The 21,990-nt window shown below is 66.3% G+C and carries 15 protein-coding genes; 9 read left to right on the top strand and 6 right to left on the bottom strand.

Going from position 1 to position 21,990, the window contains the following annotated elements; genetic code table 11:
* Positions 1–11: 11 nt before the first annotated feature.
* Both AC6LJW_RS02785 and AC6LJW_RS02790 read left to right on the top strand, forming a co-directional pair.
* Complete coding sequence (locus AC6LJW_RS02785; protein ID WP_498086460.1) at positions 12–968, top strand: alpha/beta hydrolase; 957 nt, start codon at positions 12–14, stop codon at positions 966–968.
* A gap of 19 nt (positions 969–987) precedes the next feature.
* On the top strand, positions 988–1,971 hold the full coding sequence (locus tag AC6LJW_RS02790) for a Bug family tripartite tricarboxylate transporter substrate binding protein (protein ID WP_056562204.1): 984 nt from the start codon (positions 988–990) through the stop codon (positions 1,969–1,971).
* A 104-nt stretch (positions 1,972–2,075) separates the two neighbouring features.
* Here the strand turns inward: AC6LJW_RS02790 and AC6LJW_RS02795 are convergent, their stop codons facing one another.
* The gene (locus tag AC6LJW_RS02795; RefSeq protein ID WP_056562207.1) at positions 2,076–3,707 is read right to left on the bottom strand and encodes a methyl-accepting chemotaxis protein; all 1,632 of its coding nucleotides are present in this window, start codon (positions 3,705–3,707) and stop codon (positions 2,076–2,078) included.
* A 227-nt stretch (positions 3,708–3,934) separates the two neighbouring features.
* Positions 3,935–7,984 carry a phosphoribosylformylglycinamidine synthase gene (gene purL / locus AC6LJW_RS02800; protein ID WP_056562210.1) on the bottom strand — a complete coding sequence of 1,350 codons (4,050 nt, stop codon included), beginning with the start codon at positions 7,982–7,984 and terminating at the stop codon, positions 3,935–3,937.
* Between the two features lie 361 nt (positions 7,985–8,345).
* Between purL and AC6LJW_RS02805 the strand changes: the two genes are divergently transcribed.
* From AC6LJW_RS02805 to AC6LJW_RS02815, 3 genes are all read left to right on the top strand, one after another.
* On the top strand, positions 8,346–8,888 hold the full coding sequence (locus AC6LJW_RS02805) for a TRAP transporter small permease (protein WP_056562215.1): 543 nt from the start codon (positions 8,346–8,348) through the stop codon (positions 8,886–8,888).
* Positions 8,885–10,183, top strand: coding sequence for a TRAP transporter large permease (locus AC6LJW_RS02810; protein WP_056562218.1), 1,299 nt, complete (start codon positions 8,885–8,887; stop codon positions 10,181–10,183). The genes AC6LJW_RS02805 and AC6LJW_RS02810 overlap by 4 nt, the downstream gene beginning before the upstream one ends.
* Before the next feature lie 85 nt (positions 10,184–10,268).
* Entirely contained in the window at positions 10,269–11,297 is a 1,029-nt protein-coding gene (locus AC6LJW_RS02815) for a DctP family TRAP transporter solute-binding subunit (RefSeq protein ID WP_498086461.1), read from the top strand.
* 337 nt (positions 11,298–11,634) lie between these two features.
* On the opposite strand, the gene greB is transcribed toward AC6LJW_RS02815, so the two are convergent.
* From greB to AC6LJW_RS02830, 3 genes are all read right to left on the bottom strand, one after another.
* Positions 11,635–12,186, bottom strand: coding sequence for a transcription elongation factor GreB (greB, locus tag AC6LJW_RS02820; protein WP_498086462.1), 552 nt, complete (start codon positions 12,184–12,186; stop codon positions 11,635–11,637).
* 67 nt (positions 12,187–12,253) lie between these two features.
* Entirely contained in the window at positions 12,254–13,099 is an 846-nt protein-coding gene (locus tag AC6LJW_RS02825; protein WP_056562228.1) for a 3',5'-nucleoside bisphosphate phosphatase, read from the bottom strand.
* 69 nt (positions 13,100–13,168) lie between these two features.
* Positions 13,169–14,101 (bottom strand): alpha/beta fold hydrolase, encoded by a 933-nt coding sequence (locus tag AC6LJW_RS02830; protein ID WP_427986018.1) that lies wholly within the window; start codon positions 14,099–14,101, stop codon positions 13,169–13,171.
* 327 nt (positions 14,102–14,428) lie between these two features.
* On the opposite strand from AC6LJW_RS02830, the gene cfa reads away from it, so the two are divergent.
* A complete protein-coding gene (gene cfa / locus AC6LJW_RS02835) occupies positions 14,429–15,619 on the top strand; it encodes a cyclopropane fatty acyl phospholipid synthase (RefSeq protein WP_200949371.1) in 1,191 nt (396 codons plus the stop codon).
* Between the two features lie 68 nt (positions 15,620–15,687).
* Here the strand turns inward: cfa and AC6LJW_RS02840 are convergent, their stop codons facing one another.
* Positions 15,688–17,310: a GMC family oxidoreductase gene (locus tag AC6LJW_RS02840; RefSeq protein WP_498086463.1), complete on the bottom strand. Its 1,623-nt coding sequence runs from the start codon at positions 17,308–17,310 to the stop codon at positions 15,688–15,690.
* Between the two features lie 449 nt (positions 17,311–17,759).
* On the opposite strand from AC6LJW_RS02840, the gene AC6LJW_RS02845 reads away from it, so the two are divergent.
* The 3 genes from AC6LJW_RS02845 to nirD all read left to right on the top strand — a co-directional run bounded on the left by AC6LJW_RS02845 (position 17,760) and on the right by nirD (position 21,961).
* Positions 17,760–18,707, top strand: a complete 948-nt coding sequence (locus AC6LJW_RS02845) for a LysR family transcriptional regulator (protein ID WP_498086464.1) — start codon at positions 17,760–17,762, stop codon at positions 18,705–18,707.
* Between the two features lie 342 nt (positions 18,708–19,049).
* On the top strand, positions 19,050–21,611 hold the full coding sequence (nirB, locus tag AC6LJW_RS02850) for a nitrite reductase large subunit NirB (RefSeq protein ID WP_498086465.1): 2,562 nt from the start codon (positions 19,050–19,052) through the stop codon (positions 21,609–21,611).
* Entirely contained in the window at positions 21,611–21,961 is a 351-nt protein-coding gene (nirD, locus tag AC6LJW_RS02855; protein WP_056562243.1) for a nitrite reductase small subunit NirD, read from the top strand. The genes nirB and nirD overlap by 1 nt, the downstream gene beginning before the upstream one ends.
* Positions 21,962–21,990: the final 29 nt, after the last annotated feature.

Here is a 21,990-nt window from a genome sequence, read left to right on the forward strand (position 1 = left end):
TGGAAAACCCTATGCCCGACACGCCTGTCCAGCTCAAGTCCATCCGCAGCCACTACCTCGGCGGCGTCGAAGTCGTCGCCGGCGGCCTGCCGATGCAGCAGCAAAAAGTGGTCGGCAACGCGTCGCCCCGGCTGATCGACATGAACGGCGGCTACAGCGCCGGCCAGCTGTATGTGCAGGAATACCGGCTGGCGCAGCCGACCCAGCCCTACCCCGTCCTGCTGTGGCACGGCGGCGGCATGACAGGCGCGCAGTGGGAAAGCACGCCGGACGGGCGCGACGGCTGGTTGTGGCGTCTGCTGCAGGCCGGCTACGACGTCTTCGTGTCCGACGCGCCGGAACGCGGCCGTGCGGCCTGGGCGATGTTTCCCGAGATCTACGACTCGGCCCCGATCTTCCGCTCCAAGGAAGAAGCGTGGCGGCTGTTCCGCATCGGCCCGGCTTCGGGCTATGCGCGGGCCGGCGAGCCGCGCCATCCGTATCCCGGGCAGCAGTTTCCCGTCGACGCGTTCGACACCTTTTCCAAGCAGTTCGTCCCGCGCTGGCTGACGCACGGCGACATGGCGCTGGAGGCCTATCGCGCGCTGCTCGACTTCGTGGGCCCCTGCATCCTGGTGGGACACAGCCAGGGCGGCGGCTTTGCCACGCAGCTCGCCCAGGAGTATGCCGCGACCGTGCGCGCCGTCGTGGCGGTCGAGCCCACCGGCACCCCGGCCCAGGCCACCAGCGAGTTGCCTCCGCAACTCCTGGTCTGGGGCGATCACTTCACCGCGGACGACACCTGGCAGCGCTATCGCGCCCAGACGGACGCCTATTGGAACGCCCTGCGCGCGGCCGGCCAACGCGCCGACGTGCTGGACCTGCCCGCTGCCGGCATCGCCGGCAACTCGCACTTCTGCATGCTGGATCGCAACAGCGACCACATTGCCGGATTGATCGTCGATTGGCTCGATCGCAGCCTCGACTAACCTTCTCGTGGAGATACAGATGACCCTGAAGAAAACCACCATCGCCCTGGCGCTCTTGACCGGCGCCACGCTGGCGGCTGGCGCTTCGGCCCAGCAGTCCGACTACCCGAGCAAGCCCATCCGCATGATCGTGCCGTTCGCCCCGGGCGGCACCGCCGACATCATCGGCCGCGTCTTCGCCGCGCAACTGGGCACCGAACTCGGCGTCACGGTGGTGGTCGAGAACAAGGCCGGCGCCGGTGGTTCGATCGGCACGCGCTACGTCGCCGACGCCGCGCCCGACGGCTACACCATCCTCCTGGCCTCCTCCAGCACGCACGGCACCAACCCCGCCGTCTACAAGAACCTGACGTACGACGCGTCGCAGGACTTCACGGCCATCACGCAACTGGTCACCGTGCCGGGCGTGCTGAGCGTCACCAAGGACTTCCCCGCCGCCGACCTGAACGCGCTGATCGCGCAATCGAAGGCCAATCCGGACAAGTACACGTACGCGTCGTCCGGCGCCGGCGGCCTGGGCAACCTGGCAATGGAACTGATGAAGTCGATGACGGGTTCGCACCTGATGCACATCGCCTACCGCGGCGCGGGCCCGGCCTTCACCGACGTAATCAGCGGCCAGGTGTCGATGATCTGGGAACCGGTGCCGGCCTCCCTGCCCTACATCAAGAGCGGCCAGATCCGTCCGATCGCCATTGCCGCCGACGTGCGTTCGCCGGAACTGCCCGACACGCCGACGTTCAAGGAAGCCGGCCTGGCGCGCTACGAAGCCAACGCGTGGAACGGCCTGCTGGCGCCCAAGAACCTGCCCGAAGCTGTGAAGACCAAGCTGCACGACGCCTCGGTCAAGGCGCTGAACACGCCCGAAGTGAAAGCCAAGATGGCCAGCCTGGGCGGCACCGTGGTGGCCGGTTCGTCGGACGCCTTCCAGCAAGTGATCGCCAGCGACGTGAAGAAGTGGAAGAACGTCGCCAACGACGCCAAGATCCAGCTCGACCAGTAATACAAAAGGCCCCGGCGCGTTGCGTCGGGGCCTTGCGTGATACATGCAAGCCGGCCTTTTTCGGGGCCGGCTTTTTTGTTGGAGCGTAACCTCGCCGGGCGGAATCAGGCGCCGATGAGCGCCGGCTCGCCGCCGCGGTTGTCCAGCGCGGGGGCTTCGGCATCGATCACCCGGCCGGATTGCAGTTTGAACACCGCAACCGCGTCGCGCAGGCGCTGGGCCTGCGTTTCCAGCGATGCCGCCGAGGCCGCGGCCTCTTCGACCAGCGCCGCGTTCTGCTGCGTCACGCTGTCCATCTGCGACACGGCCTGATTCACCTGCTCGATGCCCTGCGACTGCTCTTCAGACGCGCTGGAGATCTCGTTGATGATGTCCGCCACGCGGCGCACCGACGTCACGATCTCCTGCATGGTGGCGCCGGCGGCCTCGACCTGGTCCGAGCCCACCGACACCTTCTGCACAGAGTCGTCGATCAGGCCTTTGATCTCCTTGGCGGCAGCCGCGCTGCGCTGCGCCAGCGCGCGCACTTCGCTGGCCACCACGGCGAACCCCTTGCCCTGCTCGCCGGCGCGCGCGGCCTCGACCGCGGCGTTCAGCGCCAGGATGTTGGTCTGGAAGGCGATGCCGTCGATCACGCCAACGATGTCGGAGATGCGGTGCGAGCTGTCGGCAATGCCGCGCATCGTGCCCACCACGTCGCCGACGGCCTGGCCGCCGCGCGTGGCCACTTCCGACGCCGCCATCGCCAGTTGCGCCGCGTTGCGCGAGCTGTCGGCGTTGTTCTTCACGGTGGAGGACAGTTCGTCCATGCTGGCGGCGGTTTCTTCCAGCGACGCGGCCTGCTGCTCGGTGCGCGAGGACAGGTCGATGTTGCCGGCCGCGATTTCGCGCGAGCCGGTGTGGATTTCTTCAACGCCCAGACGGACGGCCGACACCGTGCGCGCCAGGCTGTCCTGCATGCGCTTGACGGCGCCGTACAGGATGCCGATCTCGTTGTTGCCGCGCTGCTCGATGCGGTTGGTCAGGTCGCCGCTGGCGATGCGGTCGAACAGACGTCCGGCTTCATGCAGCGGACGGAAGACGGCGCGGCCGAAGACCACATACAGACCCACGACCAGTGCGGCCACCACGACCAGCAGACAGATCAGGAAGATGATCGCGGTATTGATGCGCGCGGCGGAATCGCGCGCCACGCGCTGGCCGACTTCGTCGGCAAAGTCCACGTATTGCTGGTTGGCCTGGGTGAATTTGGTGCCCAGCGGACTCACCTTTTCCTGATTGACGCGGCCAGCTTCCTTGGCGTCGCCGGCGCGAATGGCGGCGATCATGGGGCCAATGGCCTCGCGCACGTAGACGTCATAGGCAGCCAGCGCGGCCTCGAACAGGGGCTTACCCTGCGGCGACGTTTCCGGCAGCTTGCGCGCGGCTTCGATCTGACTGGTGGCCTTGGTGACGTAGCTGTCCATGCGCTGCATGTTGCTGGCCGTCGAGTCCAGGCTCTTGCCTTCCAGCAGCGCGCTGTGCGCCGCCAGCAGCACCACGCGGGCGCGCAGCAGGTCCGAGGCCGCGTCGTCCAGCGAATTGGCACGGACCAGATTGGTGTCCAGCATCACCTCGATCGAGGTGCGGTTGGACGTCAGTTGCTGGTAGACCGCGATGCCGGTCACCAGAAAGAGTGCAAAGAAGACGGCCAAGGCGGTCGTCAGGATTGCGCGGATACTTAAATTCTTGAACATTGAAAGCCACTCCGGGGGTTGCGTAACGCTTTCCCCTTAACGGCGCAATGCAATGAAAAGTTAAATATTTCACCGGGTTACACGTGATCGGGCGGCCCAGGCGCTGCAAGAAAACAGAGCGCGGGCCGCGGTTCGATAACCGGGCGCCGGGCTTTCAACGCAAAACCGCCGCGGACGTGCCGCGGCGGTTTTGGTGGCATAAGTTTCCGGGGCTTAGCCCCCGACGCTTACTTTAACCAGGCTCGCGCGTTGCGGAAGATGCGCATCCACGGGCTGTACGCGCCGCCCTTGTCCGCATTGCCCCATTTCTCGGGCGCCCACGACATCATGACGTTGCGGGTCACGCGTTCCGGGTGCGGCATCATGACCGTGAAGCGGCCATCGGCGGTGGTGACCGACGTCAGGCCGTTGGGGCTGCCGTTCGGGTTGAACGGATAGGCTTCGGTGGCCTGGCCGTAGTTGTCGATGAAGCGTGCGCCGGCCAGCACGCGGCTGGCGTCGCCCTGCTGGGAGAAGTCGGCAAAACCTTCGCCGTGGGCCACGGCGACCGGCACGCGGGCGCCTTCCATGCCGGCAAAGAAGATGGACGGCGACTTGGCGATTTCAACCATCGACAGGCGGGCTTCGTACTTTTCGGACTGGTTGCGCGTGAAGCGCGGCCAGTGCTCGGCGCCCGGGATCATGGGCGCCAGCGCGGCCATCATCTGGCAACCGTTGCACACGCCCAGCGCGAAGGTGTCGGGACGCGCGAAGTACGCGGCGAACTGGTCCGACAGCTTGCTGTTGAAACGGATGGTGCGCGCCCAGCCTTCGCCGGCGCCCAGCACGTCGCCGTAGCTGAAGCCGCCGACGGCGACCAGGCCCTGCATCTCGGCCAGGTCCAGGCGGCCGGACAAGAGGTCGGTCATGTGGACGTCGATGGCCTCGAAGCCCGAGGTGTCGAAGGCCCAGGCCATTTCGACCTGGCTGTTGCAGCCCTGCTCGCGCAGGATGGCAACGCGCGGACGCTTGCCGGTGTTGATGAACGGCGCCGCCACGTCCTCTTGCGGGTCGAACGCAACGGTCGGGCTCATGCCCGGGTCCTTGGTGTCGTTCCAGACGTCCAGTTCAGCCTGTGCGCACGCGGGGTTGTCGCGGCGCGCCATGATGCGGTGCGAGACTTCGGACCACGCGCGGCCCAGATCGGCGCGCGGCTGGCCCCAGACCTTGCGGCCGTCGCGGTAGAACTCGACTTCGTCGGCGCCGTTCAGGCCGCCGATGACGTGCGAGTGGGCCGACAGGCCCGCGCCGCGCAGCACCTGCATGACGGCATCGCGCTGCGAGGCCGGCACCTGAATGACCGCGCCCGCTTCTTCCGAGAACAGGGCCTTCAGCGTCAGTTCGTCGCGCTGCACCGCGACCTGTTCCGGACGGATCTTGTAGTCGCCCCAATCGGCCGACTGCGGATCGAAGGTCAGCATGTCCAGGTTGACCGAGATGCCGGTGCGGCCGGCAAAGGCCATTTCGACCAGCGTGGCGAACAGGCCGCCGTCGGAACGGTCGTGATAAGACAGGATGGTGCCGGCTTCGGCCAGCGTGCGAATGGTGACGAAGAACGCGCGCAGGTCTTGCGGCGCGTCGATGTCCGGCACGGTCTGGCCGACCTGGTTGTAGGTCTGCGCCAGGATCGAGCCGCCCATGCGGTGACGGCCGCGGCCCAGGTCGATCAGGATGAGGACGCTGTCGCCCGCGTCGGTGCGCAATTGCGGCGTCAGGCTGGCGCGCACGTCGGCAACGGGTGCGAACGCCGTGATGATCAGCGACACCGGCGCGACGACCTGGCGCTGCTCGCCGTCCTGTTCCCAGGAGGTTTTCATGGACAACGAGTCCTTGCCGACCGGAATCGACAGGCCGGTGGCCTGGCACAGTTCGCTTACGGCGGACACGGTGTCGTACAGCGCGGCGTCTTGACCGGCCACGCCGCAGGCGGCCATCCAGTTGGCCGACAGCTTGATGTCTTCAAGGCGCGCGACGTCGGCGGCGGCCAGGTTGGTCAGGGCTTCGGCGACGGCCATGCGGCCCGAGGCTGGGGCGTCCAGCATGGCGATGGGAGTGCGTTCGCCCATCGACATGGCTTCGCCGCGGAAGCCTTCGTAGTCGGCCAGCGTGACCGCGCAGTCGGCGACGGGAACCTGCCACGGACCGACCATCTGGTCGCGGCTGGACAGGCCGCCAACGGTGCGGTCGCCGATGGTGATGAGGAACGACTTGTTGGCCACGGTGGGGTGGCGCAGCACGCGGTAGGCGGCTTCGGTCAGGTCGATGCCGGCCAGATCCAGGGGCTCGGACACGCCAGGCAGGCGCGTCACGTCGCGCGTCATGCGCGGCGGCTTGCCCAGGATGACGTCGATGGGCACGTCCACGGGCCGCACTTCGGCGTCGCCTTGCGGGCGGATCGTGTCCAGGCCGGGCAGGCCTTCGCCGTCCACCACGCGCAGTTGGCGCTCTTCGGTGGCCACGCCCACCACCGCGTACGGGCAGCGTTCGCGGCGGGCGATGGCGTCGAAGCGTTCGAGGTCTTGCGGGAGGATCGACAGGACGTAGCGTTCCTGCGATTCATTGCTCCAGATTTCGGCGGGCGACAGACCCGATTCTTCGAGGGGCACGCGCTTCAGGTCAAAGATGGCGCCGCGGCCGGCGTCGTTGACCAGTTCAGGAAACGCGTTGGACAGGCCGCCCGCGCCCACGTCGTGGATCGCGATGATGGGGTTGTTCTCAGCCTGCTGCCAGCAGCGGTCGATGACTTCCTGGGCGCGGCGTTCGATTTCCGGGTTGCCGCGCTGGACGGAGTCGAAGTCCAGTTCAGCCGAGTTGCTGCCCATGCTGATGCTGGAGGCGGCGCCGCCGCCCATGCCGATGCGGAAACCGGGACCGCCCAATTGAATCAGCAGCGCGCCGGGGGGAATCACATCCTTGTGCGTGAGGCCGGCGTCGATGCTGCCCAGGCCGCCCGCGATCATGATGGGTTTGTGGTAGCCCCAGCGCGTGCCGCCGGCGGTCTGCTCGAACGAGCGGAAGTAGCCCAGCAGGTTGGGACGGCCGAATTCGTTGTTGAACGCGGCGCCGCCGATGGGGCCGTCGATCATGATGGACAGCGGCGAGGCGATGCGGTCCGGCAGGCCGTGGTGATCGGCTTCCCAGGGTTGCAGCGCGTCGTCAAAGCGCAGGTGCGACACGGTGAAGCCCGTGAGGCCCGCCTTGGGCTTGGAGCCGCGGCCGGTGGCGCCTTCGTCGCGGATTTCGCCGCCGTTGCCGGTGGACGCACCGGGGAACGGGGCAATTGCGGTCGGGTGATTGTGCGTTTCCACCTTCATGAGCGTGTGCACGGTGGTGTCGCGGCGGATGTACTTGGCGCTGTCAGTGCCCTGACCTGCCAGGCCCGGCACGCCAGCCTGGAAGCGCTGCGCGGGGCCGCCTTCCATGATGGCGGCGTTGTCCGAATAGGCGACGACGGTGCCTTGCGGCTGTGCCTTGTGCGTGGCGCGGATCATGCCGAACAGCGTGTTGGGCTGCGACTGGCCGTCGATGACCCATTCGGCGTTGAAGATCTTGTGGCGGCAGTGTTCGCTGTTGGCCTGCGCGAACATCATCAGCTCGACGTCGGTGGGATCGCGGCCCAGGTCGGTGAAGGACTTGGCCAGGTATTCGATCTCGTCGTCGGACAGGGCCAGGCCCAGCGTGGTGTTGGCTTCGACCAGGGCATCCGCGCCGCGCGTCTGGACGTCGACCGTGCGCATCGGCTTGCCCGCCAGCGGCTGGAACAGGGCCTGGCCGTCGAAGCTGGCGTCGACCACGGTTTCGGTCATGCGGTCGTGCAGGCAGTCGGCCGCGCGCGCCAGCATGGCTTCGTCGAGCGACTTGGCGCCGAGCAGGCCGCGTTCAGGGGTGATGACATAGCGCACGCCGCGTTCGATGCGATGCACGGACGACAGGCCGCAGTTGTGGGCGATGTCGGTGGCCTTGCTGGCCCAGGGGGAAATCGTACCCAGGCGCGGAATCACGAGCAGGGACACACTCTTGGCGGGCGCGTCACCCGTGGCCGGCGTGCCGTAGTCGAGCAGTTGCGTAAGTTGCTGCTGCTGTTCGGCCGTCAGGGCGGCGTCGGTGCTGACGAAGTGCTCGTAGCGGGCGGATATGTCGGCCACCGGCAGGCCGGCTTCCTTCAATTGCGCCAGAAGGCGATCACGTCGAAAGGAGGACAGGACGGAGGAACCAGGCAGATGCTGAACTAGGGACACGATGCGGGCGCCGTATAAAGAGGGGTGCAAAGAAGGGATTTTACCTGTTTAAGGGGTTTTCCCGGAGCCGAAGTTCGCGGCGGGTTCCGGCGATCCGATTCGGCCATTGTTACAAAAGAATTCCGCGCGTCTCGCACTACCATGGTGCATAGCAATATCGACGGCGTCACGGGATGGAAGGCGGTACTTTTGCCCTCCCTGGCGCGTTCCCGTGCGAGCCGTTTGACGCAGTGCAGCATGTTGCTTCGGCCCCGCATTGCGGGAAAACACGAAGACCTGCCCCGGCACTGCGACGGTAGGATGCAGCGACCCTTCCAACAAGAAAAGCGCCTCTCCCCGCGCCCGCTGGCCGCTGCCTCACATGTCCCGCCCAGAAGCCCCCGCCGAGCCCGTAGAACCCATCATCCCCGTAGAAGCAGATCCCGCCGTGAAGGTGCCGCTGGCCGTCGAGGACTGGCTGGCCGTGATCCTGCTGGCGACGCTGGCCATCATCACCTTCTTGAATGTGCTGGTGCGCTATTTCACCGATCAGTCGTTCGCCTGGACGGAAGAGATTTCCGTGTTCCTGCTGATCGTGCTGACGATGGCCGGCGGCAGCGTGGCATTCGTGCGCAACCATCACATCCGCATCGAGATCCTGGCGGACTCGGGCTCGCCGCGGCGCCAGCGCATCATGGCGCTGATCTCGAACGGCTGCGTGCTGGGATTCTTCGTGCTGCTGACCGTGCTGTCGGTCAAGCTGGTGTATGACGAATACATCTACGAGGAAACGTCGCCGGCCATCGGCGTGCCGACCTGGTGGTATTCGATCTGGCTGCCAGTGATGGCGGCTGCGATTTCGCTTCGCACGCTTGGCACGCTGCGCCGCATTGCGCGCGCCCCGGGCCAGGAAGCCCAGCGATGATCGCCGCCATCCTCTTTACCGTCTTCATCGTCCTGATGATCATCGGCGTGCCCGTTGGGGTGGCGCTGGGCATCGGCGGCACGGTTGCGATCGTGCTGACCAACCTGGACACGCCCTGGTATGGCCTGCTGACGGTGCCGCAGAACTTCTATGCCGGCCTGGCCAAGTACCCGCTGCTGGCGATTCCGATGTTCGTGCTGGTGGGCTCCATCTTCGACCGCTCGGGTGTGGCCAAGCGGCTGGTGGATTTTGCGATCGCCATCGTCGGACGCGGTCCGGGCATGCTGCCGCTGGTGTCGATCGCGGTGGCGATGTTTTTGGGCGGCATCTCGGGCTCGGGACCAGCGTGCGCCGCGGCCGTGGGCGCGGTGATGATTACCGCGATGTCGCGCGCCGGCTATCCCGGGTCGTTCTCGGCGTCCGTGGTGGCCGCTGGCGCCGCCACCGACATCCTGATCCCGCCGTCCGTCGCATTCATCATCTATTCCGTGCTGGTGCCGGGCGCGTCGGTGCCCGCGCTGTTTGCCGCCGGCATGATCCCCGGCATCCTGGCTGGCTTTGCGCTGATCATTCCCGCCGTGTGGCTAAGCCGCAAATACAAGATGGGCGCGCTGGAAGCGCACCTGCCCCGCCCGCCATTCTGGAAGAGCCTGCGCGAGGCGTCGTGGGGACTGGCGGCGCCGGTGCTGATCCTGGGCGGCATGCGGATGGGCTGGTTTACGCCGACAGAGGCCGCCGTCGTCGCGGTGTTCTATGGCCTGTTCGTGGGCGGCTTCATCCACCGCACCATCAAGTTCCGCGACCTGTACAAAATTCTGCGCGAAGCCGCCGAACTGTCCGCCGTGATCATGCTGGTGGTGACGCTGGCCGGGATCTTCGCCTGGGCGCTGTCCACGCTGAGCGTGATCGACCCGATCACGCATGCCATCGTCAATTCTGGCCTGGGTGAATGGGGCGTGCTGGCGCTGCTGATCCTGCTGCTGATGACCGTGGGCATGTTCCTGGACGGCATCTCGATCTTTCTGATTTTCGTGCCGCTGCTCATGCCGATCGCCAATGCCTACGGCTGGGATCCGGTGTGGTTTGGGGTGATTCTGACTTTGAAGGTGGCGCTGGGCCAGTTCACCCCGCCGCTGGCCGTGAACCTGATGGTGTCATGCCGCATCGCGCGCGTGCCGATGGAATCGACCGTGCGCTGGGTGGTGTGGCTGCTGGGCGCGATGTTCATGGTGCTGGTCGCGGTGCTGGTGTTTCCCGAACTGGCGCTGTGGCTGCCGCGCAAGCTGGGTTATTGAGAGAGGCTGGACGGGGCCGGCCCGGCAAGGGTTCTCGGCCATGGATGACAACAACAGAAAGACTCGCAGAGAGAGGAGACGCAACATGAAATTCCGCAACCTGATAGGCGCGGCGCTGTACGCGGCAGCCGTGGTGGGCATGTCGCCCGCGCATGCGCAGAACTACAAGCCCGAGTACAAGCTCTCCATCGTCGTGGGCACCACGTTCCCGTGGGGCCAGGGCGCCGAGATCTGGTCGAACCTGGTGCGCGAGCGCACCGAAGGCCGCATCAACATCAAGGTCTACCCCGGCACCTCGCTGGTCCAGGGCGATCAGACCCGCGAGTTCACCGCGATCCGCCAGGGCGTGATCGACATGGCCGTGGGATCGACCATCAATTGGTCGCCGCAGGTCAAGCAGTTGAACCTGTTCTCCCTGCCCTTCCTGATGCCCGACTACGCCGCCATCGACGCGCTGGTGCAGGGCGACGTGGGCAAGGACATGTTCAAGCTCATCGAGAAGGCCGGCGTGGTGCCGCTGGCCTGGGGCGAGAACGGCTACCGCCAGGTCAGCAACTCCAAGCGCGAGATCAAGCGGCCCGAGGACATGAAGGGCATGAAGCTGCGCGTGGTGGGATCGCCGCTATACATCGACACGTTCACCGCGCTGGGCGCCAATCCCACGCAGATGAGCTGGGCGGACGCGCAGCCCGCGCTGGCCAGCGGCGCGGTCGACGGCCAGGAGAATCCCCTGTCGATCTACACGGGTTCCAAACTCTACACCGTGGGCCAGAAATACCTGACGTTGTGGAATTACGTGGCCGATCCGCTGATCTTCGTGGTCAACCGCGAAGTCTGGAATTCCTGGTCGGAAAAGGACCGCGACATCGTGCGCCAGGCCGCGCTGGACGCCGGCAAGCAGCAGATCGTGATCGCGCGCAAAGGCGTCACGCCGGAAGACCCGTCGCTGCTCAAGGAAATCGCCGGCCATGGCGTGACCGTGACGACGCTGTCGCAGGCCGATCACGACGCCTTCGTGAAGGCGACCAAGCCGGTCTATGAAAAGTGGAAGAAGCAAATCGGCGAGGACCTGGTCAGCAAGGCCGAAAAGTCGATCGCAGAACGCAAGAAGTAAACCGCGGAAAGTTCGCAGCAAGCCCCAGGGGAACCGGCGGCGCAAGCCGCCAACCGAGGCAGGGACGCTAGAATCCCGCCCACCAAACGGGCGCCGGCCACAAACCGGCGCCCGTTATCTTTTTGGGTGTCTGACACCCAACAGGCATTCGTGCAGACTTGAGACCATGCTCCATGGGTGTCAGACACCTAGGCCGGCTTGATACGGCATAGGCGTAAAACACCCGGGCAGACTTGACGCAGCGTAGGCGTCTGACACCCCCGACGCATCCGCGCCGACTTGAGACCGTCTACCCGGGTGTCTGACACCGGGGACGATCGGTGACAGTCACCCGCCCCTATTCCGGATAGCTGACTTCCAGAATATCCAGCTCATCAATGCCAGCCGGCGTGCGCAGCACCACCGTGTCGCCTTCCCGCGCCTTGATCAAAGCGCGGGCCACCGGCGAGATCCAGCTGATCTTGCCGGCCAGGGGTTCGGCTTCGTCCACGCCGACGATGGTGACGGTGTGTTCCTCGCCAGCCTTGTCCACGTAGACGACCGTTGCGCCGAAGAAGGCCTGGTCGCGGTTGGGTTGGGCCGTGGGGTCCACGACTTCGGCGATGTCCAGCCGCTTGGTCAGAAAGCGCATGCGCCGGTCAATCTCGCGCAGGCGCTTCTTGCCGTAGAGGTAATCGCCGTTTTCCGAGCGGTCGCCGTTGGACGCGGCCCATGACACCACCTGCACGACCGCCGGACGCTCCACGTTCATGAGCTGCGTGAGTTCGGCGCGCAGGCGCTCGTAGCCCTCGGGCGTCATGTAGTTCTTGGTGCCCGCCGGCAGCGCCTGGGCCTGCGGCAGATCGTCGTCGTCCTCGTGGTCGGACTCTTTAACAAAGGCTTTGTTCATGGCGGTTGCATCGCGATGGCGCGATCACTATCGAAGCTTGCAGAATGAGCGGCGCGTGCCGCCCGCGTCAGAACCAGTCGTGCCAGACCGGCTTCAGGTCGGAAGGCAGCGGCGGCAGTTGGCCCAGGTCCATCCGGCTTTCCTTGGGACTGTGGAAGTCCGAGCCGCGCGAGGCCAGAAAGCCGTAGCGGCGCGCCACGTCGGCGTACTGGCGGGCTTCTTCCACGGTGTGGCTGCCCGTGTTGACCTCGATGCCCACACCGCCCAACTGCAGGAACTCGTCGAACAGCGCGGCAAACTGCAGCGGCGTGTACTTGTAGCGGCCCGGGTGGGCGATGACGGCTTGGCCGCCCGCGCCGCGGATCCAGCCCACGGCGTCGGCCAGCGTGGCCCATTTCATGGGTACATGGCCCGGGCAGTCGTCGCCCAAATGCTTGTTGAAGACGGTTTGCACGTCTGGGCAATAACCGGCTTGCACCAGGTATCGCGCAAAGTGCGTGCGGCTGATCAGTTCGGGGTTGCCGGCAAACGGCAGTGCGCCTTCGTAGGCGCCTGGCATGCCCATGTCCGCCAGGCGGTCGCCGATGCGCTTGGCGCGCTCGGCGCGTCCAGAACGGGTCTTGCGCAGGCCTTCGACCAGCGCCGCATTGGTGGGATCAAACCGTAGGCCGACGATGTGCACGGTCAGGCCGGCCCACGTGACGGAGACTTCGACGCCAGTGGCAAAGCGCATGCCCAGTTCCTGGGCAGCCGCGGAGGCTTCGGCAATGCCGCCCACCTCGTCGTGATCGGTCAGCGCCCAGACATCGACGCCATTGGCGAACGCCCGCTGCGCCACGTCCCGGGGCGCGAGCGCGCCGTCCGAAACGGTGGAATGGCAATGCAGGTCGATGTTCAGGGTGGGCGATTTCATGCGGCTATTGTAGAGAAGGCCCGGCAGCGCGCCTAGCGCGGTGCCGTCCCCACATTGCCGCCCGTCCGGTCACGCCAGCAGAAAATCCGCGACCGGATTCACTTGATCATCCGCGATGAGCGTGGGGGCATGGCCCACGCCCGGCACTTCAAGCGCCTGGGCGCGCGGATTGCGCTGGCGCATTTCGTCCACGGTGGCCCGCGTCAGCAGGTCGGACAGTTCGCCGCGCACAATCAGCACCGGGCAATCGAGCGCGTCGTACGACCGCCACAGGATCTGCTCGCCGGCCGCCAGTTCTTCGGGCGTCTGGGCCGCCAGCGCCTGGGCGATGGCCAGGTCGTAATGCTTGACCCACTTTCCGCCCTGCTGCGGGTACAGGTATTTGGCCAGCTCGGCCCACTGGAGGTCGGTGTGCGGACCAAAGGTTTCCGAATTGGCGCGCATCGTCGCGACGGCCTCTTCGAAGGTGGCGAACTCGCCGGGCGCCCCCACATACTGGCCGATGCGCGACAAGGCGCCGTTCTCCAGCCGCGGGCCCACGTCGTTGAGCACCAGTTTGTCCAGGCGCAGCCCCTGGTCGGGCGGCAGCATCCCGGCATGCGGGCGCATCGCCAGCATTGCCTTGGCGAACGCGGCGGCGCCTGACAACGCCATGCCGATCAACCCGCCCATCGACGTGCCGACCCACGACAGGCTGGCCGGGCGCAGGCGCGCGATGAGCGTCACCATGTCGGACACGTACTGGGGCACCGTATAGAACGCCGGGTTGACCAGCCAATCCGACCGGCCCCGCCCGACCACGTCGGGGCAGACCACGCGGTAGGTGCCCGCCAGCCGCCGCGCCAGCGCGTCAAAGTCGCGCCCGCTGCGGGTCAGACCGTGGACGCAGAGCAGCACGCGGTCATTGGCGGGATCGCCCCATTCCCAATAGGCCATGCGGTGCAGGCCCGCCGGGCTGGCGCACGTGACGAATTCCAAACGGGGTTCCAGGCTGGCATCCACTTCGATAGGCTCCACGATCGGCGCGCGCCGGCAGGGCCGCGCCACTTTGGCCGCTATCTTATCGGTTATGCAACGCCGGTGCGGCCTGCTCTGGACTATCGCGCCCGTCGTGGCTACGATCCTTGCATCCTCTGTGCGCCGGGTACGCGCCGCCTGCCCACCTGCCGCGCGACCGCTTCCAACCCGGCACACCCCGCCCGCCGGACATTGCCGGAGGCTATGGGCGCGATCTAATCATTAAATTGGAGTTGCACACCTTTCAAGGCGCACAGTAAAAAGCTTCAGGCATTGCCAGATCAGTCATCCCAAAATTGATATGGAGTCCGTATGCAGCAAAGCAGTCCCGTCACCCCGCTGACCGAGCAGCCTGCCGGTCAAACCAGCGTCATTTCGCCTCCCCCCGCCCCCCCGAAAATCCTGCAGGACCTGATGGCGCGCGCCGACGTGCAGATCAACGGCTCGCGGCCCTGGGACATGCAGGTGCATGACAAGCATATGTACGAGCGAGTGTTCGCCAGCTGGTCCTTGGGGCTGGGCGAGTCGTACATGGACGGCGAGTGGGACTGCGACCAATTGGACGAGCTCTTCACGCGCCTGCTGCGCGCCGACATGGGATCGGCGGCGCTGGGCGTGGCACGCATCAAGCTGATCGCCGAGCACCTGCGCCACAAGTTGTTCAATCTTCAGTCCAAGCATCGGGCGTTTGAGGTCGGCGAGCAGCATTACGACGCCGGCAACGACGTGTTCGAGGCCATGCTGGACAGCCGGATGATCTACTCCTGCGCGTATTGGGAACACGCCCAGACGCTGGAGGAGGCGCAGGTCGCCAAGCTGGACATGATCTGCCGCAAGCTGCAATTGAAGGAGGGCGAGACGCTGCTGGACATCGGCTGCGGCTGGGGCGGATTGGCCAAGTTCGCGGCCGAGCGCTACGGCGTCAAAGTGACGGGCGTGACCGTATCCAAGGAGCAACTGGCCCTGGCGCAGGAACGCGTGAAGGGCCTGCCCGTGGAGCTGCTGCTGCAGGACTACCGCGATCTTCAGGGCCGTTTCGACAAGGTGGTGTCGGTCGGCATGTTCGAGCACGTCGGCCCCAAGAACTACGACACCTACTTCACGAACGTGCAGCGGCTGATGGCGCCCGAGGGCATTTTCCTGCTGCACACGATCGGTATCGCCGCCACCAGCCAGAGCACCGATCCGTGGATCGACCGCTACGTGTTTCCCAACGGCAAGCTGCCATCGGCGCGCGAAGTCGCGGCGGCCGTGGAAGGACGCTTCATCGTCGAGGACTGGCATAACTTCGGGGCCGACTACGACCGCACGCTGATGGCGTGGTGGGACCGCTTCGAGCGCGCCTGGCCCACGCTGGAGTCGCGCTACGGCACCCGGTTCTACCGGATGTGGAAGTACTACCTGATGTGCTGCGCGGGCTTTTTCCGGTCGCGTGAAGGACAGCTTTGGCAGGTGATACTGACGCATCCGCAGCGGCACGAGACGTACCGGTCGCTGCGCTGAGGCGCCGCGTCCGCGCATGAATCGGCAAGCCGCCCCTGACCGGGCGACTTGTTTTCATGGACGCACGGCTACTGACCCGCCCCCGCCTCTTCCCGGATCATGTCCGCCGCCCGTTCCGCAATCATGATCGTCGGCGAGTTGGTGTTGCCCGACGTGATGCGCGGCATGATCGAGGCGTCGGCAATCCGCAGGCCTTGCAGCCCGTGCACGCGCAGCCGCGCGTCCACCACCGCGCCGCTGTCGGCGTCCTGCCCCATCGCGCAGGTGCCCACCGGATGGAAGATGGTCGTGCCGATCTTGCCGGCCGCCTGGCGCAATTCTTCTTCTGTCTGGAAGGCCGGACCCGGCAACCATTCATCCGGCCGGTAGCGCTGCAAGGCCGGCGCGGCGGCGATGCGGCGCACCAGACGGATCGAATCGGCGGCGACGCGCAGGTCGTCGTCGGTGCTCAAGTAGTTGGGGCGGATGACAGGCGCCTCGCAGCCCTTTTGACCCGCCGGCCCTTGCGCGTGAACGCTGCCGCGCGACGTGGGACGCAGGTTGCAGACGCTGGCGGTGAAGGCGTCGAAACCGTGCAGCGGCTCGCCGAACGCACCCAGCGACAACGGCTGCACGTGGAACTCGACGTTGGCGCGTTCCTGGCCAGGGTCGGATTTGGCAAACGCCCCCAACTGCGACGGCGCCATGCTCATCGGGCCGCTGCGGCTGACCAGGTATTCCAGCCCGATGCCCGCGCGGCCCAGCCACGTGGACGCGATGCGGTTCAGCGTCTTGACGCCGTTCACCTTGATGATGACGCGCAATTGCAGGTGGTCCTGCAGGTTCTCGCCGACGCCCGGCAAGGCGTGGTGCAGCGTGATGCCGGCTTCGCGCAGGCGCGCGGGCTCGCCGATGCCGGAGACTTCCAGCAGGTGCGGCGAATTGACGGCGCCGGCGGCCAGCACCACTTCGCGCCGCGCGCGCAGCGACTGAGAACGGCCGCCTTGGTTGACGCGCACGCCGACGCAGCGATTACCGTCGAAATCGAGTCGTTCGGCCAGCGCGCCGGTCATCACATGCAGGTTCGGGCGTTTGCGCACCGGCCGCAGAAACGCCTTGGACGTATTCCAGCGCCAGCCACTGCGCTGGTTGACCTCGAAGTAGCCGCTGCCGAAGTTGTCGCCGCGGTTGAAGTCCTGCACGCGCGGAATCCCTTCCTGTTCGGCCGCCGAGGCGAAGGCTTCCAGGATGTCCCAGCGCAGGCGCTGCGACTCCACGCGCCATTCGCCGCCCGCGCCGTGGAACTCGTCGGCGCCGCGGTGGTAGTCCTCGCTGCGCTTGAAGACCGGCAACACCTGGTCCCAGCTCCAGGCCGCGTCGCCCGAGAGCGCGGCCCAGTCTTCGTAGTCCTGCTTCTGGCCGCGCATGTAGATCATGCCGTTGATCGACGAGCATCCGCCCAGCACGCGGCCGCGCGGATAGATGAGCGAGCGCCCGCCCAGCCCCGGCTCCTCGGCGGTGCGGTACATCCAGTCCGTACGCGGGTTGCCGATGCAGTGCAGGTAACCGACCGGGATATGAATCCAGTGATAGTTGTCGCGCCCGCCGGCTTCCAGCAGCAGCACCTGCACGGCGGGATCGCGGCTCAGACGGTTGGCCAGCACGCAGCCAGCCGAGCCCGCGCCCACGATGATGTAGTCGTATGTCTCCATAAGCTCTTCTTATCAGGTCGCGGGCCCGAAACGGACGCCGGCACGGTGAGCCGCCCCGGCTACGGCATAGGATGCGCGCCGGGAATCTGGCAAGACTCTCGCTCAGGACAGGGCGGCTGTCCAATGAAATGTTGAAAAGGGGATTATTAGCGTCTCTAATAATGCTCAGCTGATTTCTGACTCGGGGCGAGGTGTCTGACACCCGTGCGAGACAGTCGTCAAGCCGAAACGCCCGCGCAAGGGTGTCAGACACCGGCGGCAGGCCAAGAAAGGCACCCATGGCTGCGTAGGACGAAATAAGGTGTCTGACACCCGTGCGAGACGGTCGTCAAGCCGGCACGCCCGCGCAAGGGTGTCAGACACCGGTGGCATGCCAAGAAAGGCACCCATGGCTGCGTAGGACGAAATAAGGTGTCTGACGCCCTCCAACTCGATTTCCAGGAGCATGCATGGACCTGAAGCACATCCGCACGTTTGCCGCCGTCGCGCGGGAAGGTAATTTGACGCGCGCGGCCGAGCATTTGCATTTGACGCAGCCTGCGCTGAGCCTGCAGCTCAAGAACTTCCAGGAGTCGCTGGACCTGACGCTGTTCTCGCGCACGGCGCTAGGGTTGGCGCCCAACGCGGACGGGCGGGCGTTGTTGCCTGCGGCGCAGCGGGTGCTGGACGCGCTGGATGACTTCCAACGCGCCATCGGTGCGTTGCGCGATACCGTGCAGGGCGAATTGCGCATCGGGACGATCCTGGACCCGGAATTCTTGCGGCTGGGCGCCACGCTGCAGTATCTGGTCGAGCATTATCCGAAGATCCGCCCCACCCTGCGGCACGGGATGTCGGGATCGGTCGGCCGGCAGGTGCGCACTGGGGAGTTGGACGTGGGTTTCTTTCTGGGACCGCAACCCCGCGACGAGGATGCGCGGGGCGGCCCGTCGCGGGACGGCCAGCCGCGGAACACTCATCCCCGCGGCAGCCAGCCATCCGGCCTGCACGCGCAGCCGCTCGCGTCCTTTTCCTATTACGTCGTTGCCCCAAAAAGCTGGAACGCGCAGGTCGCCGGCCGTGGCTGGGCTGAGATCGCGGCGCTGCCCTGGATATGGACCCCGCCCGATTCGGTCCATCATCGCCTGCTGTCCGACAAATTCGACGCCCTGGGCATTGCCCCGCACGCGGTGGCCGAGGTGGATCAGGAGGCTTCGATGCTGGATCTGGTGCGCTCGGGCGTGGGCCTGTCCCTCGCCCGCGATGCCATCGCGCTGCGCGAATCGCAGTCCAGCGGATTGCAGCTCGTAAAAGGCCTGTCGATCCAGGCAGAGCTGTCGTTCATCACCCAGGCCGCGCGGCGTGACGACCCGTTGGTGGCGGCGGCTTTCGCAGCGGTGCAGGCGGCGTTCGCCTGAATAGGCTTTCAGCCACCACCACCCGACTATGTTGCGCTGCGCCAAATGGGTGCAGGCCGCACGCAGAAATGCACCGATACGAAGCACGGGCGCGATCACCCGCAATCCGGCCGCTTCACCTCATCGCGCTTTCAAGGCCCCCTCCTTCCCTATGAATCGCAAGGGAATTTCCCCCAGAACATCGCGCTTCGACATACCTGGCACGGACTTTGCTTAATTGCCTATGTGCGGGTGCAAACCCGGCAAGACAACGTGAGCAGTACCGGCAATGGCGCCCCGACCGAAAGGTCCAGGGCGCCGTTTGCCTTTTGAAATCCGAAAATCCAAGCCTGGGGAAATCCCATGAATGCAGCGGCCACATCCGATTCCTTGCAGACGCTGGTTGTCATCGGCAACGGCATGGTGGGTCATCATTGCGTCGAGCAATTGATCGCCCGCGGCGCCCTCGAGCGCTATCGCATCACCATCTTTGGCGAGGAAACCCGCCGCGCCTATGACCGCGTCCATCTGTCCGAATACCTGAATGGGCGCGACGCCGAGTCGATGGCGCTGGGCGAGGCTTCGCTTTACGAGCAGGACGGCGTGTCGCTGCGACTGGGCGAGCCCGTGCTGGACATCGACAGCCACGCCCGGGAAGTCATCACCGCCAAGGGCCGCTTTGCCTACGACAAGCTGGTGCTGGCGACGGGCTCGTATCCCTTCGTGCCGCCCATCGCGGGCGCCGAGGGCAATTCGCGCCTGGTGTACCGCAGCATCGACGACCTGGACCTGATACGCGAGGCAGCCAGCGGCGCGCGGCGCGGCGTGGTCGTGGGCGGCGGGCTCTTGGGACTGGAAGCGGCCAACGCGCTCAAGTCGCTGAATCTGGAAGCACACGTGGTGGAATTCGCGCCGCGTCTGATGCCGGTGCAGCTGGACGAGGCCGGCGGCGCGGCGCTGAAAGCGCGCATCGAGGCGCTGGGCGTGGGCGTGCACCTGTCGCGCGCCACGCAGGACATCAAGCCGGGCACCCAATACCGTTACCGCATGCGTTTTGCTGAAGGCGCGCCGCTGGAAACCGACCTGATCGTGTTTTCGGCCGGGATCCGTCCGCAGGTGTTCCTGGCGCGCAAAGCCGGGCTGGCGCTAGCCGAGCGCGGCGGCGTCGCCATCGACGAACGCTGCCGCAGCAGCGATGAAAACATCTACGCCATCGGCGAATGCGCGTCCTGGAACGGCACCGTCTTTGGCTTGGTCGCGCCCGGCTACCAGATGGCCCGCATCGTCGCCGCCGACCTGTGCGGCGCGCCCGAACAGGCATTTTCGGGCGCCGACATGTCCACGAAGCTCAAGCTCTTGGGCGTGGACGTGGGCTCGATTGGCGACGCGCACGGCGTCACGCCCGGTTCGCGCAGCTACCGCTACATCGACGAGGCCGGCTCCGGTTACCGCCGCCTGGTGATCTCCGAAGACGGCAAGCGCGTGCTGGGCGCGGTTCTGGTGGGCGACAACAGCTACTACGACACGCTGCTGCAATACGCGCAGAACGGCATCGCGCCGCCCGCGGATCCGTCCAGCCTGATCCTGCCGCAAGGCCAGGCCGCGCCGCTGCTCGGCGTGGACGCCCTGCCCGCCACCGCCACGATCTGCTCCTGCCACAACGTCAACAAGGGCGCTATCTGCGACGCCATCGACGGCGGCTGTACGGACCTGGCCGGCGTCAAGGCCTGCACCAAGGCGGCCTCGGGCTGCGGCGGCTGCGCGGGTCTGCTCAAGCAGGTGGTCGAACACGAACTCGCCAGCCGCGGCGTCGTGGTGGACAAGAGCCTCTGCGAGCACTTTGCCTACACCCGTCAGGAGCTGTACGCGATCGTGCGCGTGAGCGGCGCCGAGACCTTCGAAGAAGTCCTGGCCAGCCACGGCCGCGGCCACGTCGGCTGCGAGATCTGCAAGCCCGCCATCGGCTCGATCCTGGCGTCCTGCTGGAACCGTCCCATCCAGGACCCGCACCTCGTGCCGCTGCAGGACACCAACGACACCTTCATGGCCAACATGCAGAAGAACGGCACCTATTCGGTGGTGCCGCGCATGCCGGCCGGCGAAGTCACGCCCGATGGCCTGATTGCCGTCGGCATGGTCGCCAAGAAATACAACCTGTACGTCAAGGTGACCGGCGGCCAGCGCATCGACCTGTTCGGCGCGCAACTGCACGAGCTGCCCGGCATCTGGTCCGAACTGATCGCCGCCGGCTTCGAGACGGGCCACGCCTACGGCAAGTCCACCCGCACCGTGAAGTCCTGCGTGGGCAGCACCTGGTGCCGCTTCGGCGTGCAGGACAGCGTGAAGATGGCGCTGAACATCGAGCACCGCTACAAGGGGCTGCGCGCGCCGCACAAGCTGAAGTTCGCCGTGTCCGGCTGCACCCGCGAGTGCGCCGAGGCGCAAAGCAAGGACATCGGCGTAATCGCCACCGAGAACGGCTGGAACCTGTACGTGTGCGGCAACGGCGGCATGCGCCCGCGCCATGCCGAGCTCTTTGCCACCGACCTGGACGACGCCACCCTCATCCGCTACATCGACCGCGTGCTGATGTTCTACATCCGCACGGCCGACAAGCTGCAGCGCACGTCGGTGTGGCGCGAGTCGCTGGAAGGCGGGCTGGACTACCTGAAGGCGGTCGTGATCGACGACAGCCTGGGTCTGGGCGCCGAGCTTGAAGCGCAGATGCAGCTGGTGGTGGACCGCTACGAATGCGAGTGGGCCAACGCCATCAGCGACCCCGAAAAGCTCAAGCGCTTCCGCACCTTCGTCAACGACAGCCAGGGCGACCCCGACATCCAGTTCGTGCAGGAACGCGGCCAGCCCCGCCCGGCCCCGGCGCGCGCCGCCCAGCGCGTCATCCCGATTGCCGAGGAGATCGTCTGATGGCCGCCTTGCCCAAAACCCAACCCGCCTGGCGCCGCGCTTGCGACCGCCAGGACCTCGTCGCCAATTCCGGCGTCGTCGCGCTGGTCGACGGCGCGCAGGTCGCACTGTTCTATCTGCCGGACGCGCCGGGCCAAACCCTGTACGCCGTGTCGAACCGCGATCCGAAGTCCGGGGCCAACGTCATTGGCCGGGGCATCGTGGGCCAACTGGCCGGCGACCTGGTCGTGGCGTCCCCCCTTTACAAGCAGCACTTCCGGCTGGCGGACGGCAGCTGCGTGCAATTTCCCGAGCAGCGCCTGCAGACCTGGCAGGCGCGCTTTAACGGCGACGCGGTCGAAATCGCCTGACGGCCGCCGCGAACGTATTCAACACATCA

It is taken from the genome of Achromobacter sp. 1012554356, from assembly GCF_059760815.1.